At 64.1% G+C, this 22,889-nt stretch carries 24 protein-coding genes; 13 read left to right on the top strand and 11 right to left on the bottom strand.

Translation table 11 applies throughout. The features are described from left to right. Positions 1-4: 4 nt before the first annotated feature. Together H4W01_RS06270 and H4W01_RS06265 are read right to left on the bottom strand one after the other, a co-directional pair. Positions 5-436 (bottom strand): DUF488 domain-containing protein, encoded by a 432-nt coding sequence (locus H4W01_RS06270; protein WP_209610337.1) that lies wholly within the window; start codon positions 434-436, stop codon positions 5-7. After that, positions 411-1,046 carry a lysoplasmalogenase family protein gene (locus H4W01_RS06265; RefSeq protein WP_209610336.1) on the bottom strand — a complete coding sequence of 212 codons (636 nt, stop codon included), beginning with the start codon at positions 1,044-1,046 and terminating at the stop codon, positions 411-413. The genes H4W01_RS06270 and H4W01_RS06265 overlap by 26 nt, the downstream gene beginning before the upstream one ends. Positions 1,047-1,162: 116 nt before the next feature. Between H4W01_RS06265 and H4W01_RS06260 the strand changes: the two genes are divergently transcribed. From H4W01_RS06260 to trmFO, 3 genes are all read left to right on the top strand, one after another. Next, positions 1,163-1,708: a GbsR/MarR family transcriptional regulator gene (locus H4W01_RS06260; RefSeq protein ID WP_209610335.1), complete on the top strand. Its 546-nt coding sequence runs from the start codon at positions 1,163-1,165 to the stop codon at positions 1,706-1,708. Between the two features lie 86 nt (positions 1,709-1,794). Further along, a complete protein-coding gene (locus tag H4W01_RS06255) occupies positions 1,795-2,793 on the top strand; it encodes an SRPBCC family protein (protein ID WP_209610334.1) in 999 nt (332 codons plus the stop codon). Between the two features lie 53 nt (positions 2,794-2,846). Beyond that, positions 2,847-4,163: a methylenetetrahydrofolate--tRNA-(uracil(54)-C(5))-methyltransferase (FADH(2)-oxidizing) TrmFO gene (trmFO, locus tag H4W01_RS06250; RefSeq protein ID WP_209610333.1), complete on the top strand. Its 1,317-nt coding sequence runs from the start codon at positions 2,847-2,849 to the stop codon at positions 4,161-4,163. Between the two features lie 3 nt (positions 4,164-4,166). Here trmFO and H4W01_RS06245 read toward each other — a convergent pair whose 3' ends face one another. Together H4W01_RS06245 and H4W01_RS06240 are read right to left on the bottom strand one after the other, a co-directional pair. Further along, positions 4,167-4,640: a histidine kinase gene (locus H4W01_RS06245; protein ID WP_209610332.1), complete on the bottom strand. Its 474-nt coding sequence runs from the start codon at positions 4,638-4,640 to the stop codon at positions 4,167-4,169. Positions 4,641-4,696: 56 nt separating this feature from the next. Continuing rightward, complete coding sequence (locus H4W01_RS06240; RefSeq protein WP_334685175.1) at positions 4,697-5,365, bottom strand: squalene/phytoene synthase family protein; 669 nt, start codon at positions 5,363-5,365, stop codon at positions 4,697-4,699. 183 nt (positions 5,366-5,548) lie between these two features. Between H4W01_RS06240 and H4W01_RS06235 the strand changes: the two genes are divergently transcribed. Genes H4W01_RS06235 through H4W01_RS06225 form a run of 3 tightly spaced genes read left to right on the top strand, consistent with a single transcriptional unit; the run spans position 5,549 to position 8,090 of the window. Then, entirely contained in the window at positions 5,549-6,022 is a 474-nt protein-coding gene (locus H4W01_RS06235) for a TadE/TadG family type IV pilus assembly protein (RefSeq protein WP_209610331.1), read from the top strand. Further along, the gene (locus H4W01_RS06230; protein WP_010408561.1) at positions 6,019-6,546 is read left to right on the top strand and encodes a TadE/TadG family type IV pilus assembly protein; all 528 of its coding nucleotides are present in this window, start codon (positions 6,019-6,021) and stop codon (positions 6,544-6,546) included. The genes H4W01_RS06235 and H4W01_RS06230 overlap by 4 nt, the downstream gene beginning before the upstream one ends. After that, the gene (locus H4W01_RS06225) at positions 6,546-8,090 is read left to right on the top strand and encodes a pilus assembly protein TadG-related protein (RefSeq protein ID WP_209610330.1); all 1,545 of its coding nucleotides are present in this window, start codon (positions 6,546-6,548) and stop codon (positions 8,088-8,090) included. Before H4W01_RS06230 ends, H4W01_RS06225 begins: the two co-directional genes overlap by 1 nt. Before the next feature lie 54 nt (positions 8,091-8,144). Here the strand turns inward: H4W01_RS06225 and H4W01_RS06220 are convergent, their stop codons facing one another. Both H4W01_RS06220 and pdhA read right to left on the bottom strand, forming a co-directional pair. Further along, positions 8,145-9,542 (bottom strand): pyruvate dehydrogenase complex E1 component subunit beta, encoded by a 1,398-nt coding sequence (locus H4W01_RS06220; protein WP_209610329.1) that lies wholly within the window; start codon positions 9,540-9,542, stop codon positions 8,145-8,147. Continuing rightward, positions 9,542-10,588, bottom strand: coding sequence for a pyruvate dehydrogenase (acetyl-transferring) E1 component subunit alpha (gene pdhA, locus H4W01_RS06215; RefSeq protein ID WP_209610328.1), 1,047 nt, complete (start codon positions 10,586-10,588; stop codon positions 9,542-9,544). Before pdhA ends, H4W01_RS06220 begins: the two co-directional genes overlap by 1 nt. Before the next feature lie 164 nt (positions 10,589-10,752). Here pdhA and H4W01_RS06210 point away from each other — a divergent pair, with 164 nt between their 5' ends. From H4W01_RS06210 to H4W01_RS06190, 5 genes are all read left to right on the top strand, one after another. Then, complete coding sequence (locus tag H4W01_RS06210) at positions 10,753-12,036, top strand: MFS transporter (protein ID WP_209610327.1); 1,284 nt, start codon at positions 10,753-10,755, stop codon at positions 12,034-12,036. Continuing rightward, positions 12,033-12,953, top strand: a complete 921-nt coding sequence (cysK, locus tag H4W01_RS06205; protein ID WP_209610326.1) for a cysteine synthase A — start codon at positions 12,033-12,035, stop codon at positions 12,951-12,953. Before H4W01_RS06210 ends, cysK begins: the two co-directional genes overlap by 4 nt. 67 nt (positions 12,954-13,020) lie before the next feature. Continuing rightward, positions 13,021-13,335 (top strand): hypothetical protein, encoded by a 315-nt coding sequence (locus tag H4W01_RS06200; RefSeq protein ID WP_209610325.1) that lies wholly within the window; start codon positions 13,021-13,023, stop codon positions 13,333-13,335. Positions 13,336-13,517: 182 nt separating this feature from the next. Next, a complete protein-coding gene (locus H4W01_RS06195) occupies positions 13,518-14,873 on the top strand; it encodes a cell wall hydrolase (RefSeq protein WP_209610324.1) in 1,356 nt (451 codons plus the stop codon). 158 nt (positions 14,874-15,031) lie between these two features. After that, a complete protein-coding gene (locus H4W01_RS06190) occupies positions 15,032-15,892 on the top strand; it encodes a hypothetical protein (protein ID WP_334685174.1) in 861 nt (286 codons plus the stop codon). Positions 15,893-15,980: 88 nt separating this feature from the next. Here the strand turns inward: H4W01_RS06190 and H4W01_RS06185 are convergent, their stop codons facing one another. Genes H4W01_RS06185 through hisI form a run of 4 tightly spaced genes read right to left on the bottom strand, consistent with a single transcriptional unit; the run spans position 15,981 to position 19,136 of the window. Then, positions 15,981-17,783: an acyl-CoA dehydrogenase C-terminal domain-containing protein gene (locus tag H4W01_RS06185; protein WP_209610322.1), complete on the bottom strand. Its 1,803-nt coding sequence runs from the start codon at positions 17,781-17,783 to the stop codon at positions 15,981-15,983. Positions 17,784-17,789: 6 nt separating this feature from the next. Beyond that, positions 17,790-18,218, bottom strand: a complete 429-nt coding sequence (locus H4W01_RS06180; RefSeq protein WP_010408546.1) for a MerR family transcriptional regulator — start codon at positions 18,216-18,218, stop codon at positions 17,790-17,792. A gap of 37 nt (positions 18,219-18,255) precedes the next feature. Further along, entirely contained in the window at positions 18,256-18,777 is a 522-nt protein-coding gene (locus H4W01_RS06175) for a hypothetical protein (RefSeq protein ID WP_209610321.1), read from the bottom strand. After that, positions 18,774-19,136 (bottom strand): phosphoribosyl-AMP cyclohydrolase, encoded by a 363-nt coding sequence (hisI, locus tag H4W01_RS06170; protein ID WP_209610320.1) that lies wholly within the window; start codon positions 19,134-19,136, stop codon positions 18,774-18,776. Before hisI ends, H4W01_RS06175 begins: the two co-directional genes overlap by 4 nt. Before the next feature lie 259 nt (positions 19,137-19,395). On the opposite strand from hisI, the gene purF reads away from it, so the two are divergent. Together purF and H4W01_RS06160 are read left to right on the top strand one after the other, a co-directional pair. Further along, entirely contained in the window at positions 19,396-20,880 is a 1,485-nt protein-coding gene (gene purF, locus H4W01_RS06165) for an amidophosphoribosyltransferase (protein WP_209610319.1), read from the top strand. A 101-nt stretch (positions 20,881-20,981) separates the two neighbouring features. Then, the gene (locus H4W01_RS06160) at positions 20,982-21,692 is read left to right on the top strand and encodes an SDR family NAD(P)-dependent oxidoreductase (RefSeq protein WP_209610318.1); all 711 of its coding nucleotides are present in this window, start codon (positions 20,982-20,984) and stop codon (positions 21,690-21,692) included. Here H4W01_RS06160 and H4W01_RS06155 read toward each other — a convergent pair. After that, positions 21,689-22,885 (bottom strand): class I SAM-dependent methyltransferase, encoded by a 1,197-nt coding sequence (locus H4W01_RS06155; RefSeq protein WP_209610317.1) that lies wholly within the window; start codon positions 22,883-22,885, stop codon positions 21,689-21,691. The two genes, H4W01_RS06160 and H4W01_RS06155, sit on opposite strands and share 4 nt — an antisense overlap. Between the last annotated feature and the right edge of the window lie 4 nt (positions 22,886-22,889).

Here is a 22,889-nt window from a genome sequence, read left to right as displayed (position 1 = left end):
CCGCTCACGCATACAGATCGACCACCTCCGCACCCTTGGCCTCCGCCTCCAGCAACAGCGTGCGGTGGCAGTGGCGCGGGTCGCGTTCAAAACAGAGCAAGGCGCTAGGCTTTTCCGCGGCCAGCGCCAGCATCTGCGCCGCCTGCGCCTGCGCCTCGGGTAGCTCGAGCTGGTCAGCATAGACCGCCTCCAGCGTCGCCACATCGCCCTTCTTGGCGGCATCGCGCCCGCGCTTGGGGGTGCCGAGCGCCTTCAAATGCACATAGTCGATCCCCGCCTCGGCCAGCGACGCCGCCAGCGAGGTCTTCGAAAATCCCGGCCGCCGCGACAAGGGCAGCGCGCGCACATCGATCACGCGCTCCACCCCCGCGCCCGTCAGCGCCGCCAAGAAATCAGCCATCGTCGTGGCTTCATAGCCGATCGTGAACACCTTCATTGCGCGCCCGCTCCGTTCTCACCACGCCATAAGCGATCATCGCCTGCGCCGCGACGTAGAGCGGCCAGACCAACAGCGTTGGAACGATCGAACCGGCTAGCGGACCCAGCCGCGCGAAAATCAGCAGGTCCGACGCCGCGAACAGCATGGCCCCCGCCCCCACCCAGCCGCGCGGAAAGCGACTGATCCACGCCGTCGCCACCATGCCGCCCAGCGCCAGCCCATAGACCAGCACCCCCGGTTGCCCGGACAGCGCATAGCCCGCGCACGGGATGCCCAGCAGCAGCACGATCGCCAGCCCCGTGCCCGCCTGATCGGCGCGGAGGTTGGTCCAATACAGTCCGGTCGCCAGCAGATGCGCGATGAGGAATGCCGCGCCACCGATCGTCATGCCCGATGTTTCGAGCAGCACATCCCCCAGGGCAGCAAACCCAAGCACCACCGCCAGCCAGCGCGCCGCCCGCGTGTGCGCTGCCCGCGCAACCCAGACGGCAAGCAACGCGACCGCGCTGCCCTTCCACGCCACGAGCAAGGGCCCCGCTGGCAGGATATGGCTGGCCGCCCAGAAACTCGCCCCCGCAGCAAGCGCGGTCAGGAACAAGGCTGGCATGGGCATACGCTGTGACATTCCCCGAGAATGCGCGCCCGGCGGGGGTGGGGCAAGAACGCGCCTTGACCAAAGAGAAAATTCGTCTATTTCTGTTTTTACAGAAATTGGAGTTGCTAGTGACCCTGCTCGATCATCCTGATGCCAAGGCCTTCATCCTCCATTGGGGCGAGATGGGCACGCATTGGGGGGTCAATCGCTCGGTCGCGCAAGTCCATGCTCTGCTCTACCTTTCCGAAAAACCCGTCGATGCCGAGGCGATCGTCGAGGCGCTGGGGCTCGCCCGCTCCAACGTCTCGACTGCACTCAAGGAATTGCAGACCTACGCCATCGTCCGCCGCGTCCATGTCGAAGGCGACCGGCGCGACCATTTCGTCGCCGAGGGCGATTTGTGGGAAATGCTGATGCGCATCGTGGCCGAGCGCAAACGGCGCGAGATCGACCCGACCATCGCCCTGCTCGCCGAACTGGCCGAGCGCCTCCGCCAGGATGACGCCGCCCCCGCCCATTTGCGGGACCGGGTGGTGCGGATGCACGAATTTCTGTCGACGCTGGGCGGCTGGTACGAACAGGTCCGCACGCTCCCCAAGAGCACGCTTGTCACGCTGATGAAGCTCGGCAGCAAGGTCGCGCGCTTCATCCCCGGCGGCAAAGCCAAGGACTAATTCTCACCGTCAACAAGCCAAAACCCGCTGATTTATACCTATCAATTTCTGAATTTACAGAAATATCTGTGAAAAGGATCAGGCATATGGAGCAGAACACCCCTCTGCGAGACACACGCTCAGCTGCGATCCGTACCACAGCAGCGGTCGGTCTTGCCTTCGCGATGGCGCTTGGTGCCTATCTGTTGTTAGAGGCGGCGCGGCCCGATAGCGGCCTCATCAGCTTTTCCTTCCTGCTGATACTGCCCGCTGCGATCTCCGCCTTCGTCAGTTATGTCGCCGATCCTTGGAAGGAGCGATCCCTCGGCGCGTATTTGCAGGTCCCGGCGTGGTTGCTGCTCGTGGTGGTCATCGTGTCCCTTGCACTGCTGCGCGAAGGAACAGTCTGCGTGATCATCCTTTCGCCTCTATGGATGGCCAGCGGCATGACCGGGGCGTGGTTAACCCACACCCTGCGTCGTCGCGTCGATCAGCACGGCAAGACCTATTGCAGCGCGCTGCTGCTCGCGCCGCTGCTCGCGATGCAGGTCGAGCCCTATATCGCGCTACCGACAGCCGATGCGACCGTCACCCGCACGATCATCGTCCGCGCCACCCCGCAAACCATCTGGCCGCTATTGAAGGGCATTCCCGATGTGCGGCCGGACGAGGGGCAATGGAACATATCCGAAGATGTCATCGGCATCCCCCGCCCGCTCGGCGCGCATCTGGTCGGTGACGGAATCGGTGCGGAGCGGCTCGCCCGATGGGGGCACCAGGTGCGCTTCCGCGAGCGGGTCACCGAATGGCAACCCGAACGCCGGATCGGCTGGCGCTTCCTGTTCGACGACAAAACCGGCTGGGACTTTACCGACCGGCACCTCATGCCCGACAGCCCCTATTTCCGCATCACCACCGGCGGCTACACCATGCAGCCACTCGGCGACGGTCGTACCCGCGTGACCATTTATACCCGCTATTGGATCAAGACCCCGGTCAATGCCTATTCGAAGCTGTGGGGCCAAGTCTTCCTGGGCGATCTCGAAAACAACCTGCTCGCGCTGGTGAAACAGCGGGCAGAGCAACCCCGTCAGCCACGCAGCTAGCCCGGTACGCTCCGCCTTTGCCACGCCAGCCGCCGCCCGCTATCAGCCACGGGATGACACACGACGTACATATCATCGGCGGCGGCCTCGCTGGGTCCGAGGCCGCCTGGCAACTCGCCGAGGCAGGGTTCCGCGTAAAGCTCTCCGAAATGCGCGGCTCAGGCGAAAGGACACCAGCGCACCAGACCGATGGCCTGGCCGAGCTAGTCTGCTCCAACAGCTTCCGCTCGGACGATGCCACCAGCAACGCGGTCGGGCTGATCCACCAGGAAATGCGCACGCTGAACTCGCTGATCCTGCGCGAGGCCGACATCCACAAGGTGCCAGCGGGCTCGGCGCTCGCGGTCGACCGCGATCGCTTTTCGGACGGCGTCACCGCCGCGCTCGCCGCGCACCCCAATATCGAAATCGTGCGCGAACGCGTCGACACCCTCCCCGACACCGGCCTGACGATTGTCGCCACCGGCCCGCTGACCGCGCCCGCGCTCGCCGAGACGATCGGCAATGCGACGGGGAAGGACGCGCTCGCTTTCTTCGATGCGATCGCCCCGATCGTCCATTTCGACAGCATCGACATGGACGTGGCCTGGATGGCGTCGCGCTGGGACAAGGGCGATTCCAAGGACTACATCAACTGCCCGATGACGCGGGACGAGTATCTCGCCTTCCACACCGGCCTGATCGAGGGCGAAAAGACCGAGTTCAAAGAGTGGGAAAACGTCCCCTATTTCGAAGGTTGCATGCCGATCGAAGTCGCCGCCGCGCGCGGGGTCGATACGCTGCGCTATGGCCCAATGAAGCCCGTTGGCCTCGATGATCCGCGCACCGGACGCTGGCCCTATGCGGTGGTGCAATTGCGGCAGGACAATGCCAGCGGCACTTTGTGGAACATCGTCGGCTTCCAGACCAAGCTGAAGCATAGCGAACAAGTCCGCCTGTTCCGCACCATTCCCGGCCTGCAGAATGCCGAGTTCGCGCGCCTCGGCGGGCTGCACCGCAATACCTTCATCCGCTCGCCCGAATTGCTCGATGAAACGCTGCGGCTGAAGGCACGGCCCAACATCCGCTTCGCCGGGCAGATTACGGGGTGCGAAGGTTATGTCGAAAGCGCCGCCGTCGGGCTGATGGCGGGGCGCTTCGCTGCGGCGGAACTCGGCGGCAAAGCGATGACCCCGCCGCCGGTGACGACCGCGCTCGGCGCGCTGCTTCACCACATCACCGGCGCAGCGGTCGCGGAGACCTATCAGCCGATGAACGTCAATTTCGGGCTGTTCCCGCCGATCGAAGGCCGGACCAAAAAGGCCGACCGCAAGAAGATGTATACTGATCGCGCGCGCTCGGCGCTGGGGGAATGGTTGGCGACGGGGTGAGCCTCAGCTTTCCTCGGCGTTCGCCGGTGGCGGGGCGGGCGGGCAATCGCGCCGAACGCGCGGGGCCTTGCGCTTGGGCGCGGTGCTGACGAACTCGGCCGGCGTCATCGCCCCCGATTTGTCCTTGTCCGCCTCGGCGAATTTGGTTTCGGTCTTCACCGCCCATTCGTCGAACGACAGCACGCCGTCATGGTTGGTATCGAGCTTGGCATAGGCCTTGCGGCGTGGCGCGAGATACTCCTCGCGCGTCACCTTGCCGTCGCGATCCTTGTCATAGCGGTCGAAGCGCTTCTGCTCGCGGGTCTTGTCGCTCGCCTCGGGCACCGTTGCGGGCAGCGCGCCGCCTTCAGTCGTCTGCGCCAGGGCTAGCGGGGCAGACGGCAAGGCCGCCACCGATCGCGCACCACGATTGAACAGCAGCATTCCCGCCGCGACCAGCGCCAGCGTCGCCAGCCCGCCCACCAGATATCGCCACATAGCGCCCTCCCCCGAGTCCCATGAGAGGGTATCGCGTCCAAGCGCGCGGCGGAAGCCTAGCGCCCGGTAAAACGATGCCAGGCGAGCCGCGCAACCCGTCGTGGGGCACCGACCGGAGGCGATACGCCCGACGGGAGCGAGAGGTCCATCCGCGCAATGTGCGCGAGCGCACCGAGCGCGCGGGCGGCGCGGCTCCAGCGCTGTCGGGTGGCGTCGGCCAGCGCCGTCGCCGCCATTTCGGCAGGAAGCAGCGCCGCCGCATCGCGCGCGTGGCGCGACAGATCGGCAAGGGCCCATCCCGCGCCCGCCGCCGCCAGCGGATCGCGCGCGGTCGCACCAAGGATCTGCCCCGCCACGGCAAACAAACCACCGCCCCGCGCGGCGGCATAAGCCTCCAGCCCCGGCCTGGTCAGCGGGTCGGGATCGAGCAGTACCCCCCAGCCGTCGATCATCGCGGCAAGCGTAGCGCCCGAGATTCCGCGCGGCAGCACCTCTGCCGCGAGCGCTTGCAACGCCGGCTGCGCGGGTGGTGGGGCCGTGTCGAGTGCGACCAGCGCCTCATGCCACCAGGTCAGCCGCATCTGCCCGACCAGCGGCTCACGCGTCGTGCGCAGGATCTGCCCCAGCGTGTCGTCCAACGCGAGCACCGCCGCGAGCGCGGATCGGCCCTGCTCAGACGCATAGGACAAAGCGAGCATACGCTCCGGGTTGGCTGGATCGATCATCGGGAAAGGGGCACCGAAAGAGGGCTGAACGCGCTTGATTTCACTATTCCTTTACCCGTTGCGTGGCAGGAAATGGCATAGCTTTGGGGCAATTTCATAGTGAAGATCACGCTTCCTCCCAGATTCGTCGCGGGCCCGAACCGAGCGCGCGCGCTTGCAAAGGATGATCGCGGGAGTGCAGCGGTGGAATTCGCGCTCGTCGTAACCCCGCTGATCGCTTTGATGATCGCGATCGTGCAGACCAGCCTTACCTTTTTCGCCCAACAGAATCTGGAAACCACCGCCGAAAAATCGGTTCGCGCCTTGTTGACCGGCACCGCCCAGACAAGCGGAATGACCCAGGCGCAATTCAAGACGCTCGCCTGCTCGAAACTGCCGGCCTTCATGAAGTGCGCGAATTTGCTGATCGACGTGCAAGCCGCCACTGCGTTCTCGGCGGTAGCAACCGCGCCGCCGACGATCACCTATGACAGCAACGGCAACGTCAACAACGCGTTTCAATATGCACCGGGAGGGACCGGGTCGATCAACGTCGTCAAGATGATGTATCTCTGGGACACCCAAAAGGGTCCGCTCGGCTTCGATCTGTCGACACTTTCCGGCGGCAAGCGTTTGCTCATCGCAACATCGGTCTTCAAGACGGAGCCGTACAAGTGACCCGCCGCTTCTGGGCAGATCAACGCGGCGTATCGGCGGTGGAGTTTGCGATCTGCCTGCCGTTCATCGTGCTGCTGTACCTTGGCGGATATCAATTGAGCGACAGCATCTCGGCCTATCGCAAAGTCACCGCCGCGACGCGGACCGTGGCCGACCTGACGTCACAATCGACCAGCGTTACCGCCTCGGATCTGGATACGATCCTTAACGCTAGCACGCAGATCTTGAGCCCGTACAAGATATCGGCCGCGAAATTGACGGTATCGCAAATATATACCGACCCGAACGGGGTATCCACGGTGGATTGGAGCCGTGGGTTAAATATCAATGCGTTGACGAAAGGCACTTCGTTCACCTTGCCCGGAACGATCAAGCAAAATGGCACGTATGTCATCGTCGCATCAATCGACTATACGTATACGCCGGTGGCTGGCCTTGCGTTGCTCGGTGCTATTCCCATGCGCGACCAAATCATCATGAGTCCGCGCGCGTCAAATTCGGTAACTGGGGTCAATGTGTCCTAATGGTCCAGCCGTTTCTTACCTTCCTTCGCGCGACCCGCCGACTGGCCACGCGCCTGCGCCACGATCGCCGCGGCAACGTCCTGCTGTTGATGGGCTTTGCGGCGATTCCGCTGACACTCGCGACCGGCGTCTCGATCGATTACGCGCGCGCCGGACGGTTGCAGACCAAATTGAACGCGGCGGCCGATGCGGCGGCCTTGGCTGCGGTAACGCAGCCGATGATGAAGCTCGATAACACCGCAGCCCAAACTGCGGCGAACGCGATGTTCAAATCACAAATTGCGGGTCAGCCGGGGTTGATTTGGAACGACAGCAACCTGACCGTTTCGATCGTCGGCAACAATGCCGCTGCATCAACGCGCACCGCGACCGTTACCTATACGGCTTCATCGGTGAATGCCTTTGCGAACGTCATCGGAATGCCGACGATTACGATCGGCGGAACGTCGACGGCGACCGCCACGGCTGCACCAAATATCGACTTTTATCTGGCACTCGACACCTCGTCTTCGATGGCGTTGCCGACCACGACGGCCGGGTTTACGACGATGGACAACGCCGTGAAATGCGCGTTCGCCTGTCATTCCAACAAGATCGAAAACTATGTTGGCTCGTCCATCCCAAGTCTGATCCTCGACAATGCCAAGTTTTCCATCGTCAAAGGCTCTTACGGAACCGGTATGGTTGGCGGCAACCAGATCACGAAAATCGATGCCAATGGTGCCTATGTTTACGTCAGCAAAAAATCGACAAACACCAATTGCGGTGCAAGCAATGCGAAGGATATCTGCGTCTACAATGCCGATGGTTCTTTCGTAGACTCCTATTGGTATGCGCTCAATCAGGGCGTACACTTGCGAGTTAATGACGAACAGACCGCTGCCAGCAATTTGATGACTTTGGCGCAGAGTTACGCGCTGGAGAACAGCCGCACTTATCGCGCCGCACTTTACACCTTCGATCACATCACCAATTTCAAGACGATCGCGACGCTGACGCCAGACCTGGCATCGGTCGGCACCGCCGCCAGCAATGTCAGTCTGGTCACGGTCAACGACAAGGCCGGCAACGGACGTCCGCCGAACGGCTCATCGGGCACGGAATATCTGTTCACGAGCTTCCAGAGCTTGATGAACAATATGGGAACCCAATTGCCCGCAAAATCAGGCAATGGGTCCAACGACCCGGGCGACACGCCGCAAGCGTTCTTGTTCTTGGTAACCGACGGGATGAGCGACGAGAATATCGGGTCAGGCCGCACCCGCGCGGCAATGCAGCAAGCACAAATTGATCAATGCACCGCGATCAAGAAGCGCGGCGTGAAGATCGCCATTCTCTATACCGAATATACCTCAGCATCGATCCAGGACGACGAAGCGACCCAGCGCGCGATCGCCAATGCCGCGATCCCAAACATCCCGACCGCGTTGACGGCCTGTGCCTCGCCCGATTTGATGTATACGGTGAAGACCGACCAAAGCATCTCCGACGCTCTTCAGTCGTTGTTCCGCAAGGCCGTCGCCAGCGCGCGTCTCACGCAATAAACGGACGGGGTCGGCTGCGGCGGCAACCGACGCAGGCGACCCCGTCCTGACGGATTAGCGGTACAGAACCGCCTTCACCGCCGCGACGATCTTGTCGGCGCTGACCAGCATGAGCTTTTCAAGGTTCGCCGCATAGGGCATCGGCACGTCCTCATTGGTGACGCGCAGCACCGGCGCATCGAGGTCGTCAAAGCCCTGTTCCATGCACACCGCCGAGATTTCCGACGCGATCGAGCAGGTCGGCCAGCCTTCTTCGACCACCACGACGCGGTTGGTCTTCTTCAGGCTCTTGAGCACCGTCGCGGTGTCGAGCGGGCGCAGCGTGCGCAAGTCAACCACCTCGGCGTCAATCCCCTCGCCCGCCAGCGTCTCGGCGGCTTCCAGCGCAAGGCCGACGCCGATCGAATAGCTGACGATCGTCACGTCCTTGCCCTCGCGCATGATCCGCGCCTTGCCGATCGGCAGCACGTAATCGTCGAGCTTGGGCACTTCGAACGTGCGGCCATAAAGCAGCTCGTTTTCGAGGAACACGACCGGGTCTTCGGTGCGGATCGCCGCCTTCAGCAAACCCTTGGCATCCGCCGCATCGTAGGGCGCGATCACGATCAGGCCAGGCACGCTCGCATACCAGGGCCCGTAATTCTGGCTGTGCTGCGCGCCGACGCGGCTCGCCGCGCCGTTGGGACCACGGAACACCACCGGGCAGCGCATCTGGCCGCCCGACATGTAATTGGTCTTGGCGGCGGAATTGATGATGTGGTCGATCGCCTGCATCGCGAAGTTGAAGGTCATGAACTCGACGATCGGGCGCAGACCGCCCATCGCCGCGCCCGTGCCGATGCCGGCAAAGCCATATTCGGTGATCGGCGTATCGATCACGCGCTTCTCGCCAAACTCGTCGAGCAGGCCCTGTGTAACCTTATACGCGCCCTGATATTGCGCGACTTCCTCGCCCATCACGAACACGCGCGGGTCGGCGCGCATTTCCTCGGCCATCGCATCGCGCAGCGCCTCGCGGAGCGTCATCTTGACCAGCTCGGTCCCTTCCGGGATTTCGGCGGGCACAGGTGTGTCGGCGTTGGTCTTGAGCGGCTCGGGAACCTTGGTCGCGCCTTCGCCAGTGCCGGTTTCCTCGGCCTTGGTCACTTCGGCGGCGGTCGGCGCGGCAGCACGCGGTGCCGAAGCGGCAACCGGCGTCGACGCATCTTCGCCCTCGGCGAACAGCGTCGCAATGACGGTCCCGACCTTCACGTTGTCAGTTCCTTCGGCGACGAGGATCTTGCCGATCGTGCCTTCGTCGACGGCTTCGAACTCCATCGTCGCCTTGTCGGTCTCGATCTCGGCCATGATGTCGCCGGATTTGACGACATCGCCTTCCTTGACCAGCCATTTGGCGAGGGTGCCTTCCTCCATCGTGGGGGAAAGCGCGGGCATCTTGATTTCTACGGCCATTAGTAGGTTTCCACCAGAACGTCGGTATACAGTTCAGACGCATCGGGTTCGGGCGTCTGTTCGGCGAAGTCGGCCGCTTCGTTGACGATCTTGCGGATCTCCTGCTCGATCGCCTTCAGCGCGTCTTCCTTGACGCCTTGCGCGTCGAGCAGCTTCTTGACGTGATCGATCGGATCGGACTTGTCGCGCACCGCCTGCACTTCGTCGCGCGAGCGATATTTGGCGGGGTCGGACATGGAATGCCCGCGATAGCGATAGGTCTTCATCTCGAGGATGATCGGCCCCTTGCCCGCGCGCACCCACGCCAGCGCTTCCTCGGCGGCACCGCGGCACGCCAGCACGTCCATGCCGTCCACCTGGATGCCCGGAATACGGAAGCTCTCGCCGCGCTTGTACAACTGATCCTCGGCCGAGGAGCGGTTGACGCTGGTGCCCATGGCGTACTGGTTGTTCTCGATCACATAGATGATCGGGAGCTTCCACAGCTCGGCCATGTTGAACGATTCGTAGACCTGGCCCTGGTTCGCGGCACCGTCACCGAAGTACGCGACCGCAACGCCGCCATCCTCGTTATATTTGTGCGCGAAGGCGAGGCCCGTGCCGAGCGAGACCTGCGCGCCGACAATGCCGTGGCCGCCGTAGAACTTCTTCTCGGTCGAGAACATGTGCATCGAGCCGCCCTTGCCGCGCGAAATCCCCGCGCCGCGACCGGTCAGTTCGGCCATGATCACCTTGGGGTCGATGCCATAAGCGAGCATGTGGCCATGATCGCGATAGCCGGTGATGACCGAGTCCTTCTCACCGTCCAGCGCCGATTGCAGGCCGACCGCAACGGCTTCCTGGCCGATATAAAGATGGCAGAAACCGCCGATGAAACCCAAGCCGTACAGCTGGCCTGCTTTCTCTTCGAAGCGGCGAATCATCAGCATCTGCTTGTAAAATTCGAGCAGCTCTTCGGTCGAGGCCTCGTACAATTTGGGCTCGTCGGGGCGCTCGCGGTTCGGCACCGGGGGTTGTGCCTTTACGGCGGCGGGAGCTTTTGCCACGTCTGGAAGACCTCATGACCTGGGGAGAGGAACGCGAGCCTATAGGCGCGATCCAGCGGGTTTATCAATCGCCTCCGTAAAACCTTCGCGCGAGCAGAAGTTTCCGCGCCCCAAGCAACTCCACGATTGCCCAGCGCGCGCCGCAGCGCTTAAGGCCACAGACAATGGACGCAGCACCCCACCCCCTTCGCATCCCACAGTTCCGCGCCTATTGGGCGGCGCGCTTTTCGATGACGATCGCGCAGAATGCGATGATCATCGTCATCGGCTGGCAGACCTATACCATCGCCCGCACGACCATGTCGCCCGCCGGTGCCGCCGCACAGCTTGGGCTGATCGGCCTGCTGCAGTTCATTCCGTTGTTCGTGACGACGCCGATCACCGGTTGGGTCGCTGACCGATTCGACCGGCGTCTGATCACGCGCTGCACCGTGTCGCTGCAGGCGCTGTGCGCGCTGACGTTAGCCTTGGTGACATACACCGAGGGTATGACCCTGCCGGTGCTGTTCTCGATCGCGGTGCTGCTCGGCCTCGGGCGCGCCTTTGCCGGGCCCGCTTTCGGTGCGCTTGCCCCCAATCTGGTGCCGCGCGAAGTGTTGCCAACCGCCATCGCGCTGAGCTCGATCTCGTGGCAAATCGGCACGATCATCGGGCCGGCGATCGGTGGCTTCGCTTATGCGGCGGCTCCGTGGGGGGCCTATGCTGTGGCGACGGCGCTGTTCCTCACCGCCCTGCTCGCGCTGTTCACGATCGGACCGGTCCCGCGTCCGACCACGCCGAGCAAGGCGCACCCGATTCGCCAAATCATTGATGGCTTGGCCTATGTCGGCCAGAACAAACTCGTGCTGGGGGCGATTACGCTCGATCTGTTCGCCGTGTTTCTTGCCGGGACCAGCGCGCTGCTGCCGATCTACGCCCACGACATCCTGAAGGTCGGGCCGCAGGGGTTGAGCCTGCTCGCCTCTGCCCCCGCCGCCGGTGCATCGGTGGTCGCCTTGTTCTTCTCGTTCCGTCCGATCAAAACCAATGTGGGGCCCAAGATGCTGGGCGCGGTGCTGGTGTACGGGACGGCAACGGTGGTGTTCGGCCTATCGCAGATCATGGCGCTCAGCCTTGTCGCGCTGGCGGTGGCGGGGGCGGCGGACATGTTCTCGGTCTATATCCGCCAATCGCTGATCACGCTGCACACCCCCGACGACAAGCGCGGCCGCGTTGGCGCGGTGTCGCAGCTGACCATCTCCGCCTCGAATGAGCTGGGCGAAGCCGAATCGGGCTTCCTCGCCTCGGCGCTTGGGCCGGTCGGCGCGGTGCTGGTCGGCGGCGGCGGCGCGATTGTAGTCACGATCCTGTGGACCTATCTCTTCCCCAGCATCCGTAACGCCAAGACTTTCGACCCGCCCAAAAGCCCGCAAGATTCCCGCGATCTCGAACTGGAGGCCACGCCATGAAAGCCAACACGATCCTCGACACGATCGGCAACACGCCACACATCCGCGTCCAGAAGCTGTTTCCAGGGGCCGAAGTCTGGATCAAGTCCGAGCGCTCCAACCCGGGCGGATCGATCAAGGACCGAATCGCGCTCGCCATGATCGAGGCCGCCGAAAAGGACGGCCACCTAAAGCCCGGCGGCACGATCATCGAGCCGACCAGCGGCAACACCGGCGTCGGCCTGGCGATGGTCGCGGCGGTGAAGGGGTATAAGCTTGTGCTGGTCATGCCCGAGAGCATGAGCCTCGAACGCCGCCGCCTGATGCTGGCATATGGCGCGACCTTCGACCTGACCCCGCGCGAAAAGGGCATGAAGGGCGCGATCGAGCGCGCGCTCGAGCTCGTCGAGCAGACGCCAGGGGCGTGGATGCCGCAGCAGTTCGAGAACCCCGCCAATATCGACATCCACACCCGCACCACCGCGATCGAGATCCTCCACGACTTCCGCGAGACGCCAATCGACGTGATCATCACCGGCGTCGGCACGGGCGGCCACATCACCGGCGTGGCCGAACGGCTCAAGCAGGAATGGCCGAACCTCAAGGTTTACGCCGTCGAGCCAGCGGCATCGCCCGTCATTTCGGGCGGCACGCCGGGGCCGCACCCGATCCAGGGCATCGGCGCGGGCTTCGTGCCCGCCAATCTGCACACGCAGGTGATCGACGGCGCGATCAAGGTCGAAGCCGCCGACGCCAAGGCAATGGCGCGCCGCGCCGCTGCCGAGGAAGGGATGCTGGTCGGGATCAGTTCGGGTGCGACGCTCGCCGCGATCGCGCAAAAGCTTCCCGAGCTTCCAGCGGGCTCGCGCGTGCTCGGTTTCAACTACGACACCGGCGAACGCTATCTGTCGGTGCCCGATTTCCTGCCCGAAGGTTGATGTCGCAGTAACCGGTTTTCTGCGGTATAAGGAGTCCCGACGGGCGGGGGTCCGTCGGGGGCCTGTTATGCGTAAAATGATGATTTTCGTCAGCGTGATGCTGGCGGTGTTCCAGCTCTATTCGATGGCGGCCACCGGTCGCCGCGACAAAGCGCCCACCGCCGCGAGCGTCGTAGCAGCGGCCCCGCGCGCGATGCTGGCCGTGGCCGCCGCCAGCGCCCCGCAAATGGCGGCAGTCGCCGCATCTGCGCCAACGCCCAAAAGCTGCTATCGCCAATATCAGGCGAAGTTTCAGCAATGCGGTACTGCCGACAGAGCATGTCACCTCAATGCCGCCGATCAATGGGATCTGTGCGAGGCGACTGGCGTCTGGCCCAATTAGCAGCGTATTGCAGCGGCAGGGCATGACATAAGGCTGCGCGCACTGGCGTCCGGAAACGGGACGCCCTGCCCCGCCCCCTGACGCGGTTTCAGTTTCGCGCCAAATTAGGGTAAAGGCCCCGGCAATCGCTCGACAGAAGCAGTTCTGATCCTGCTCCCGCAACAAAAAGCGCTTTGATCTAGATGCTCCCTTCCTCGCGCCCTGGCCGCACATTGCGCGCGGTCCTGCTGCTGATCGCCACACTGGCGATCCTCCTACCCGCGCTGATCGTGCATTTCGCGCCGCCGATCGGCCGACATCATAGCCTGCATCCCGTGCCCGCGCGCGTGGTACCGCAAGCAGAGCTGCCGGCGGTCGAGCCCGTAGCCTTTGAGGATCTCGATCCGGACGACGCGCGCGCATTCAACGCCAGCGTGCCCTTCGTTCAGGGTCCCAACCCCGCTGCCCGCCCCTTCCGCCTGCCGGGCGACCCGGCACAGCAAGCCCGCGCGATCGACTGCATGGCGGCGGCCGTCCTCTATGAGGCCGGGGACGAGCCGGTCGGGCAGCGCGCGGTGGCGCAAGTCGTCATCAACCGCGTTCGCCATCCCGCTTTTCCCAAGACGATTTGCGGCGTAGTGTTCCAGGGGGCCGAGCGACCGACCGGTTGCCAATTCACCTTTACCTGTGACGGCGCGCTGGTGCGGCACCATTGGGCCGACGCGCAATGGGCACGCGCGCGGTCCGTCGCGACGACAGCGCTGAACGGTGCCGTGTTCCGGCCAGTCGGCCATGCCACGCATTACCACACGAACTGGGTCGTGCCGTATTGGCAGTCGAGCCTCGACAAGATTGCCGCGGTCAATACCCATCTGTTTTTCCGCTGGACCGGTTGGTGGGGCACACCGCCTGCGTTCAATCGCCATGTTTCGGCCGACGAGCCCGTCATCGCCGCGCTCGCCGCCTATTCCGAAGCGCATCGCGGCACCGATGCCTTGACCAAACCAGAGGGGGCCGTCCCGGTTGACGCAGCCGCCGCCACCGCGCCACTCCCCCGCCCCTTGCCCGGCGACCCGAACAGCTTCCTGCTGACGCTTGACCCCGCCACGCTGTCGCCCGACGGCTTTGCCCAGCTCGCCGCGCGCGCATGCGCCGATCGCCCCTATTGCAAGGTGATGGGCTGGAGCGACCCGACCAAGACCGCCACCACCCTGCCCCTGCAACCGTCGCAGATCGCCTCCATGGCGTTCAGCTATCTGCGCGACCGGGCGCATGGGTATGACAAGGCGCTGTGGAATTGCAGCGAATTTCGACGCGCGACCGCCGCACAATGCATGAAAGCGCAGACCTTCCTGCCCAGTCAAGGCGTCGCTGCGCGGACCGAGGATGCGCAACCAACCGCCGCCACCGCGCAAGCGACAGTGCCGCGCACGCCGGAGCCGACCCGGCCCGACGGCCTGGTCGGGGTGCGCCGCAAACCCGAAGCAGCGGTGGCCAAGCCAATGCCGGCCGCGACGGCCCCGCCGGTCACCGCCGCGGGCAGTGGCGAGGGACGCTAACGCACGGACCCGCCGTCGGTTCGCGCGGGCGAAGGCTCCGGGAACGGGGAAAGCGTGGGTTGTTTCCGATCGGATATCGGCCGATGCTGCATCGGAACCGCCGCGTCTTCGATGTAAAAACACCGAAAGCCGATTCGCGCAGCGGCAAGAGGAAAGCGATGCGCTGGAATCGAAACATCAGCCTGCTGGCCCTTGGCAGCATCGCCGCCACCGCCGCAGCCGCGCAGCGGCTTCAGCCGAACCAATGGGGATATGGCTTCTCTGCCGATTACGACGCGGAGGTTGCCGCCCCCGCTGTGCACCGGGTGCGCTATTCGGACGATCACATCCTCTTGATGGAAGTCGCCAACCCTCCTGGCTATCCGATGCAGATGCACGGTCACCCATATCCCTCCATCTTCGCGCGATCCTCGGGACAGACACGGCTCGGGGGCGGCGGACCAAGCGACCAATATCTGGAACCATCGGGCGGGCGAAACGGCGAACATTGGCACAGTGCGCCCCCACCCAAAGGGACGCCTTCGCTGGAGTGTACTGCCGCCGACCCACAAGCGCCGCATCGACCGGTCAACCACGGCGTCGCCCCGCAGCATTTCTATCGCATCGAGTTCCGCCGCCTGGATGAAGACCGGCGAGGCCGTCCGGTGACCCAGCAACGGTCGATGGTAGAAAAGAAACTGTTCGAAGACGATGTCATCCGTCTGTTCGAGGTTTCGCTGCCGCCCGGCCGCAGCGGGAGCGCCTCCCCGATCCGCTACCCGTCAATTCTGGCCTTCGACACGAAAGCGGCGTTCGACGCGCTCGATACCGTCGCTGGCCCCGCTGCAGGACGATCGCTTCCCCCGACAGGCATGACAATGCCGCGCTGCATGACGCTGGATGCTGGGGTGGCGCTTCCGGTACGGAAGACCGGCCGCGCCGCGATCCATTATTACCGGATGGAATTCAAACGCATCGAGGGGGACGCGCTCAAGGAGCATTGGCGCGAATGGTATCCGTTCATGGCCGATATGCGCTGATCATGCCTGTCTGAGATCGAACGTGCTCTCCGGATCGAGCCGAACGATCGCACAGAGGCAGATGGGGGGCGATCGCCGCCCCCACCCTTCACGCCGCTTCGAACATCTCGGGCGGCAGCGCCATCAGCGCTTCCGCACCGGCCTCGATCTTACGGCGCAGCGCGCCCGCTTCTGGCATGATGCGTTCGGCGAAATAGCGCGCGGTCATCAGCTTGGCGTCGAGGAAGGCGGCATCGCCCTCGCCTGCCGCCTTCAGCTTGGTGGCAGCGGTCGCCATGCGCAGCCACATCACGCCCAGGCCGACAATGCCCATGATGTGCATGTAGCTGTGCGCACCCGCGCCGACATTGTCGGGGTTCTGCATGCCGTTCTGCATGAACCACATCGTTGCCGCCTGCAGTTCGCCATTGGCCTTTTCGAGGCGGGTCGCGAAGTCGGCGGTCGCCGGATCGGCCTTGCCCGCCGCCACGTCATCGGCGACGACCTTGAAGAAGGCCTGCACCGCGCGACCACCGTTCTGGGCGAGCTTGCGGCCGACCAGATCCATCGCCTGCACGCCGTTGGTGCCTTCGTAGATCATCGCGATCCGCGCATCGCGGACATATTGCTCCATGCCCCATTCGGCGATGTAGCCATGGCCGCCATAAACCTGCTGCGCGTTGGTGGCGATGTCATAGCCCTTGTCGGTGCCATAGCCCTTGATCACCGGGGTCAGCAGCCCGATCAGATCGGCGGCGAGCTGGCGCTCTTCCTCAGTCGCGGCGGCATGTTCGAGATCGACCTGCAACGCGCCCCACAGGCACAAAGCGCGCAAGCCCTCGGTCAGCGCCTTGGCTTCCATCAGCATCCGCCGGATGTCGGGGTGGACGAACAGCGTATCGGCCTTTTCGTTCGGCTCTTTCGGGCCGGTCAGCGCGCGGCCCTGGCGGCGGTCCTGCGCATATTGCACGGCGTTCTGGTACGCGACTTCGGCCACCGCGAGGCCCTGCAAGCCAACGCCAAGCCGCGCCGCGTTCATCATGATGAACATCGCGGCCAGGCCCTTCATCTCCTCGCCGACCAGCCAGCCGGTCGCGCCATCATAGTTCATCACGCAGGTCGAATTGGCGTGGATGCCCATTTTGTGCTCGATCGAGCCGCAGGTGACCGCGTTGCGCGCGCCGAGGCTGCCATCGGCGTTGACCAGGAACTTGGGCACCACGAACAGCGAAATGCCCTTCGAGCTTTCCGGCGCGCCGGGCGTCTTGGCCAGCACGAGATGGATGATGTTCTCGGTCAGGTCATGCTCGCCCGACGAGATGAAAATCTTGGTGCCGGTAATCGCATAGGAGCCATCTGTCTGCGGCTCGGCGCGGGTACGGATCAGGCCGAGATCGGTGCCGCATTGCGGCTCGGTCAGGTTCATCGTGCCGCCCCATTTGCCGCTGACCATATTGGGGACATACTTGGCCTTCTGCTCGTCCGAGCCCTTGACCAGCAACGCAGCGATCGCGCCGTGGGTCAGCCCGGGATACATGGCGAAGGCCATGTTCGAGGAGATCATGAACTCCTGAAACGCGGTCGACACCACATGCGGCATCGCCTGCCCGCCAAACTCCTCCGGCGCGCTGAGCGTGCCCCAGCCGGATTCGACGAACGCGTCATACGCTTCCTTGAAGCCCTTGGGCGTGGTGACCGAACCATCGTCATGCCGCGTGCAGCCTTCCTGGTCGCCCGAATGGTTGAGCGGGAACAGCACTTCGGCGACGAACTTGCCGCCTTCATCCAGCACCGCATCGACCACATCGGGGGTCGCATTCTGGAAACCGGCAAGATTGGCATGCGCCGACAAGCCGACCACATGATCGAGCACGAAGCGGACGTCGCGAACGGGGGGCGTATATTTCGGCATGGGGTTTTAGTCCTTCAGGCGGCCTTGCGCGCCGTTGGTTTCAAGCAGGGTGACGAAGTCGGCAAGTTCGGTAATCGCCGCATCGATATCGTGTTTTTGTGACTGGAGCAGCGCCATGCGCTCGCGGCAGCGCGCGATGGTGGTGGCTTTCTGAACCTGACGACCGTCGCCAATGTCATACAGGTCGATCATCTCGCGAATCTCGCCGAGACTGAAGCCAACGCGCTTGCCCCGCAAAATCCAGGCAAGCCGCGCGCGGTCGCGCTGCGAATAGATGCGGGAGGTGCCGCGCCGCTCGGGCGCGATCAGCCCCTCATCCTCGTAAAAGCGCAAAGCCCGCGCGGTCACGCCGAATTCGGCCGACAAATCGGAAATGGAAAAGTGATCGCGCGTCGGGTGGCGATCGATCACGGCATAGGCTGGACCGCTAGGCATGACCGACAAATAGTTGACCTTTACGTGAACGTCAAGATCATCCGCCACTTGCGCACAGCAATCGGCCCCGGCTGTCCCGCAAGGTGGACGCCTCCGAAATCGAATCACTCAGCCGCGCCACATCCAGCGCCGCGATCGAGGCGCGATGAAGGCAAATCTTCTGGCACCCCTCCGGCACGCGGGGGGGAAAGACGATCCGGTCGCCCTCGAAGCGCGCGTCAAAGCTGCACGCCGAATCGCCCGCTTCACCGCCGCTGCCCAAGGTGATGTGCAGCGTCTCGCCGACCCGCGTCACGATGCCCGACCCGCCGCAATTCTGCTGTTCATCATAATCGACGAACACCCCGATGCGGTACGCCGTTGCGCTGGGCACGATGCAGACCCGGTCGCTTTCGCGCGCATACAGGCCGGTGATGTCGGTGCTGGCGGGGTCGGGGATGACGCCCGCCTGAATCGCTGCGGCTTCCAGGCCCACCGGGGTCGGCGTGGCCGCAGGCTTGGGATCGGCGCGGTGACACCCGGCAAGGGCGAGCAGCGACAGCAGCGCGGTCCGCCTCACGCAGCCGACACCAGCCGATCGCCCTCGATCCGGCGATAGAAGCAACTCCGCTCGCCCGTATGGCAAGCCGGCCCGGCGGGATCGACGATCAGCCACACCGCGTCCTGATCGCAATCGATCCGGATATCGGCGACGCGCAACACATGGCCGGACGTCTCGCCCTTCTTCCACAGCGCGGCGCGGCTGCGCGACCAGAAATGCGCCTCCCCGCTTTCGACGGTCAGCCGCAGCGCCTCGGCATTCATATGCGCGAGCATCAGCACATCGCCCGACACGCGATCCGTCGCGACCGCGGTGATCAGGCCAGCGGAATCATATTTGGGGTCCAGCACCAGGCCGGTTTCGCGAAGGTCTGCCATGCCGCAGGTCTAGCGCGCTTGTCCGGGCGCGTCATCCTCCCGCAGTCCGGTGGCGCGAATCGGCGGACCGGGCCTCGCGCCTGCCATCCGCGATCCTTCGCCATGCTCAATCCCGTGTGAGCGATAACAAACTGTCCCCGAACGCCGCCGAAACGAACAATGCGACCAATCGCTCCCGGTGATGTGACAAAAGCGCGACAAACCGAATGCCGCTCCCTATATGCCGCCTCGAAGCTCTACCCTCCCCCAAAGGGCCCCCATGCTGACAACCAATCCGTTCGACGTCTCCCAAGATGGAGACACGCTGCATGAAGAGTGCGGCATTTTCGGCATCTCTGGCGCAGCCCACGCGGCGCGCCTGGTCGCTTTGGGGCTGCACGCGCTCCAGCACCGCGGCCAGGAGGCGGCTGGCATCACCAGCTTTGACGGGACCGAATTCCACACCCACCGGGCGATGGGCCATGTCGCGGGCAATTTCGACCGCGAAGAGGTGATGGTCCCGCTGCGCGGCAGCGTCGCCTGCGGGCATGTGCGCTATTCGACCACTGGCGAGACCGCGCTGCGCAACGTCCAGCCGCTTTATGCCGACCTCGCCTCAGGTGGTTTTGCGATCGCGCATAACGGCAATATTTCCAACGCGATGCGGCTGCGGCGCGATCTCGTGCGGCGCGGCTCGATCTTTCAGTCGACCAGCGACACCGAGACGATCATCCATTTGGTCGCGACCTCCAATTACCGCACCGTCGTCGACAAGTTCATCGATGCCCTGAAACGCGTCGAAGGGGCCTATTCGCTGATCGTGATGACGCCCGAGGGCATGATCGCCTGCCGCGATCCGCTCGGCATCCGCCCGCTGGTGATGGGCAAGATCGAACAATCGGATGGCAGCGAAGCGGTGATCTTCGCCTCCGAAACCGTCGCGCTCGACGTCGTTGGTGCCACCTTCGTCCGCTCGATCGAGCCGGGCGAGCTGGTGATGGTCAAGGGCAGCGAGATCACCTCGCACAGCCCGTTCGCGGCCGTAGCCCCGCGCCCGTGCATCTTCGAATTCGTCTATTTCTCGCGCCCCGATTCGATTTCGGAGGACCGCAGCGTCTACACCGTGCGCAAGGCAATTGGCGCGCAGCTCGCGATCGAAAGCCCGGTCGAGGCCGACCTGGTGATCCCGGTTCCCGATTCGGGCACCCCGGCGGCGCTCGGCTATGCGCAGGAATCGGGCATTCCGTTCGAACTCGGCATCATCCGCTCGCATTATGTTGGCCGCACCTTCATCCAGCCGGGTGACAAGGTGCGCCACCTCGGCGTGAAGCTGAAGCACAATGCCAATCGCGCGCTGATCAAGGGCAAGCGCGTCGTGCTGATCGACGATTCGATCGTGCGCGGCACCACCAGCCTCAAGATCGTCGAGATGATGCGCGAAGCGGGCGCCGCCGAAGTGCATATGCGCATCGCCAGCCCGCCGACGCGGCATTCGTGCTTCTACGGCGTCGACACGCCCGAGCGCGCCAAGCTGCTCGCCGCGACCAAGAATCTCGAAGAGATGGCGACCTATATCAAGGCCGACAGCCTCGCCTTCATCTCGATCGACGGGCTCTATAAGGCGCTCGGCGAACCGCAGCGCAACGCGATCCGCCCGAGCCATTGCGACGCCTGCTTCACCGGCGATTATCCGACGACGCTGACCGACCAGGACGATGTCTCCTCGGTCGACCAGTTTGCGTTGCTGGCGGAACGGATGATCTGATCGTCTCCGTTCGTGCTGAGCTTGTCGAAGCACCGCACTTTCTTCTAACGCTTCAGGAAGTGCAGCCCTTCGACAAGCTCAGGGCGAACGGGAGTTAGCACATGACCGACAAGCCCCTCGCCAACCAGATCGCGCTCGTCACCGGTGCCAGCCGCGGCATCGGGGCCGCCACCGCCCAGGCGCTGGCGGCGGCGGGCGCGCATGTCGTGCTCACCGCCCGCACCGCCTCTGCGCTCGAAGCGGTCGAAAGCGCGATTTTTGAAGCGGGTGGCTCGGCGACGATCGCCCCGCTCAATTTGACAGAAACCGACAGCATTGCACGGCTGGGCGCGGCGATTGGCGAGCGCTGGCCTGCGCTCGACATCATGGTGCTCAACGCCGCCATGCTCGGGCAATTGTCCGCCGTGCCCGCAATCGACGTCAAGGAAATGGCGCAAGTCCTGACGCTCAATATCAGCGCGCAAGCCGCGCTGATCGCAGCGTTCGACCCGATGCTGCGCAAGTCCAAGCGCGCGCGCGTGATTGGCCTTACCTCCAGCGTCGCACGCAAGCCGCGCGCTTATTGGGGGCTATACGGCGCGTCCAAGGCGGCGTTCGAGACCTTGCTGGCGGCCTATGGCGACGAGATGGAGCGGATCAGCAATATTCGCACCGCCATCCTCGACCCCGGCGCGACGCGCACCGCGATGCGCCACAAGGCCTATCCCGGCGAAGACCCCAAATCGGTCAAGGAACCGTCAGTCGTCGCCGACCGCATCGTTGCGCTGCTGACCGAGGATTTTGAGACCGGGCATTTCGAGCGCGTCGACTAAGCGCGCTTGACCAGTGTCACCTGCGCGACATCGATGCCGCCGCCGCGAAAGCCACCTTCGCAATACATCAGATAATAGCGCCACAAGGCGATGAATTTCTGGTCGAATTTCTTGGGCAAACGACCAGCGCTCACCACCGCATCGAAGCTATCGCGCCAGCGCCGCAGCGTTTCGGCATAATGCGGACCGAAAGTGCGCTGGTCGCGCCATTCCAGTCCGTTTTGCTCGGCCAGCGCGCGAAACCGGCTCTCCGACACCAGCATCCCGCCGGGAAAGACGAAGCGCTGGATGAAATCGACATTGGCCGCATAGGCTTCGAAGATCGCATCATCGATCGCGATATATTGGATGGCCGCCCGCGCGCCCGGTTTCAGCGCGCGCGCGATCGTGGCGAGATAGGTACCCCAATATTCCTGGCCGACCGCCTCCACCATTTCGATGCTGGCGACGCCGTCATACTGGCCGGTCACGTCGCGATAGTCGGTCAGCGAAACCGTGACGCCCGCGAGCCCGGCCGCCGCGATCCGCGTGTTGACCGCCCGCTTCTGTTCCGCCGACAGCGTGATCGCCGCTACGCTCAGTCCGCGCCGCGCAGCAGCCTCTGCAAACCCGCCCCAGCCGCAGCCGATCTCCAGCACATGCGCGCCCGGGGCGAGCGACAGCCGATCGAGAATCGCAGTATTTTTGCGCGCCTGCGCCGCTTCCAGCGGCTCCTCTGGCGCGAGCGGTTCGGCAAACATCGCGGAAGAATAAGTGAGGCTCGGGTCGAGCCATAGGCTGTAGAAATCGTTGCCGAGATCATAGTGAAACTCGATGTTCCGCTTTGAGCCGGTGCGAGAGTTACGGCGCAACGCATTGCGCCAATGGCGAAACAGCCGGACCAAACCCTGCGAGCGCGCCGCCCCGCCCAGCGTGCGCCGGTTGCGCATGAACAACTCGAACAACACCGTCGGATCGGGGCTGCGCCATTCGTCCTTCGACCAGGCCACGTACCAGCCTGCCGACCCGCCGGTCACCAAACGGCGCAGCGCGCGCCAGCGCACCAGATCGACCACGGCGTCAGGCCCCGGCGCTCGCCCACCAAGCACGCGCATTCGCCCCCCGGGAAGGGTTGCCGTCAATGATCCTTCGACCAAGCCGGCATCAATCCGGTCGAGCAAACGATCGAACAGAGTCGTGAGAAGCCTGGTCATCGCG

It is taken from the genome of Sphingomonas sp. PL20, assembly GCF_017875905.1.
In the GTDB taxonomy this organism is placed as follows: domain Bacteria; phylum Pseudomonadota; class Alphaproteobacteria; order Sphingomonadales; family Sphingomonadaceae; genus Sphingomonas; species Sphingomonas echinoides.
This window is presented reverse-complemented; position numbering and strand designations above follow the sequence as displayed.

Coding starts and splice junctions, on each gene's coding strand:
- H4W01_RS06270 (WP_209610337.1), bottom strand. CDS start 436: ATGAAGGTGTTCACGATCGGCTATGAAGCCACGACGATGGCTGATTTC.
- H4W01_RS06265 (WP_209610336.1), bottom strand. CDS start 1,046: ATGCCAGCCTTGTTCCTGACCGCGCTTGCTGCGGGGGCGAGTTTCTGG.
- H4W01_RS06255 (WP_209610334.1), top strand. CDS start 1,795: ATGGAGCAGAACACCCCTCTGCGAGACACACGCTCAGCTGCGATCCGT.
- trmFO (WP_209610333.1), top strand. CDS start 2,847: ATGACACACGACGTACATATCATCGGCGGCGGCCTCGCTGGGTCCGAG.
- H4W01_RS06245 (WP_209610332.1), bottom strand. CDS start 4,640: ATGTGGCGATATCTGGTGGGCGGGCTGGCGACGCTGGCGCTGGTCGCG.
- H4W01_RS06240 (WP_334685175.1), bottom strand. CDS start 5,365: ATGATCGATCCAGCCAACCCGGAGCGTATGCTCGCTTTGTCCTATGCG.
- H4W01_RS06225 (WP_209610330.1), top strand. CDS start 6,546: ATGGTCCAGCCGTTTCTTACCTTCCTTCGCGCGACCCGCCGACTGGCC.
- H4W01_RS06220 (WP_209610329.1), bottom strand. CDS start 9,542: ATGGCCGTAGAAATCAAGATGCCCGCGCTTTCCCCCACGATGGAGGAA.
- H4W01_RS06210 (WP_209610327.1), top strand. CDS start 10,753: ATGGACGCAGCACCCCACCCCCTTCGCATCCCACAGTTCCGCGCCTAT.
- cysK (WP_209610326.1), top strand. CDS start 12,033: ATGAAAGCCAACACGATCCTCGACACGATCGGCAACACGCCACACATC.
- H4W01_RS06200 (WP_209610325.1), top strand. CDS start 13,021: ATGCGTAAAATGATGATTTTCGTCAGCGTGATGCTGGCGGTGTTCCAG.
- H4W01_RS06195 (WP_209610324.1), top strand. CDS start 13,518: ATGCTCCCTTCCTCGCGCCCTGGCCGCACATTGCGCGCGGTCCTGCTG.
- H4W01_RS06190 (WP_334685174.1), top strand. CDS start 15,032: ATGCGCTGGAATCGAAACATCAGCCTGCTGGCCCTTGGCAGCATCGCC.
- H4W01_RS06185 (WP_209610322.1), bottom strand. CDS start 17,783: ATGCCGAAATATACGCCCCCCGTTCGCGACGTCCGCTTCGTGCTCGAT.
- H4W01_RS06180 (WP_010408546.1), bottom strand. CDS start 18,218: ATGCCTAGCGGTCCAGCCTATGCCGTGATCGATCGCCACCCGACGCGC.
- hisI (WP_209610320.1), bottom strand. CDS start 19,136: ATGGCAGACCTTCGCGAAACCGGCCTGGTGCTGGACCCCAAATATGAT.
- purF (WP_209610319.1), top strand. CDS start 19,396: ATGCTGACAACCAATCCGTTCGACGTCTCCCAAGATGGAGACACGCTG.
- H4W01_RS06160 (WP_209610318.1), top strand. CDS start 20,982: ATGACCGACAAGCCCCTCGCCAACCAGATCGCGCTCGTCACCGGTGCC.
- H4W01_RS06155 (WP_209610317.1), bottom strand. CDS start 22,885: ATGACCAGGCTTCTCACGACTCTGTTCGATCGTTTGCTCGACCGGATT.